Source organism: Bacillus sp. MM2020_4 (assembly GCF_011250555.1).
GTDB lineage: Bacteria > Bacillota > Bacilli > Bacillales > Cytobacillaceae > Neobacillus.
The window spans coordinates 1-255 of sequence record NZ_JAANMZ010000140.1; the positions used below are offsets into that span (position 1 = coordinate 1).

A 255-nucleotide genomic window follows, 5' to 3' on the forward strand; every position below is an offset into this window, starting at 1 on the left:
TTATCTCAGCCTTTGCTTCAAACACGGCTTTTGCTGTTTCTGCAGATACGTCCTCTGGCGCAGGTGTCCAATCTGTTGATTTGTTACCTTTTTCAATCTTGACATTTTTTACGGTTGGGAAAACACCCGTTCCATATGTCCCATAAAAAGCTAAATTAGTTTGTATACCAGTTGGTGTTAACAAAGAGACATCCACCGTCATGGAATACCTTTTATATTCTGTTGTTACATCAAAATTCTTATCGGGAAAAGTAT

The 255-nt window shown here is 38.0% G+C and carries 1 protein-coding gene; it reads right to left on the bottom strand.

Features of this window, described 5'->3' with window-relative positions; genetic code table 11:
* The coding region (locus tag G6554_RS26470) for a hypothetical protein (protein WP_166246859.1) at nt 1-255 on the bottom strand (255 nt) is incomplete at both ends.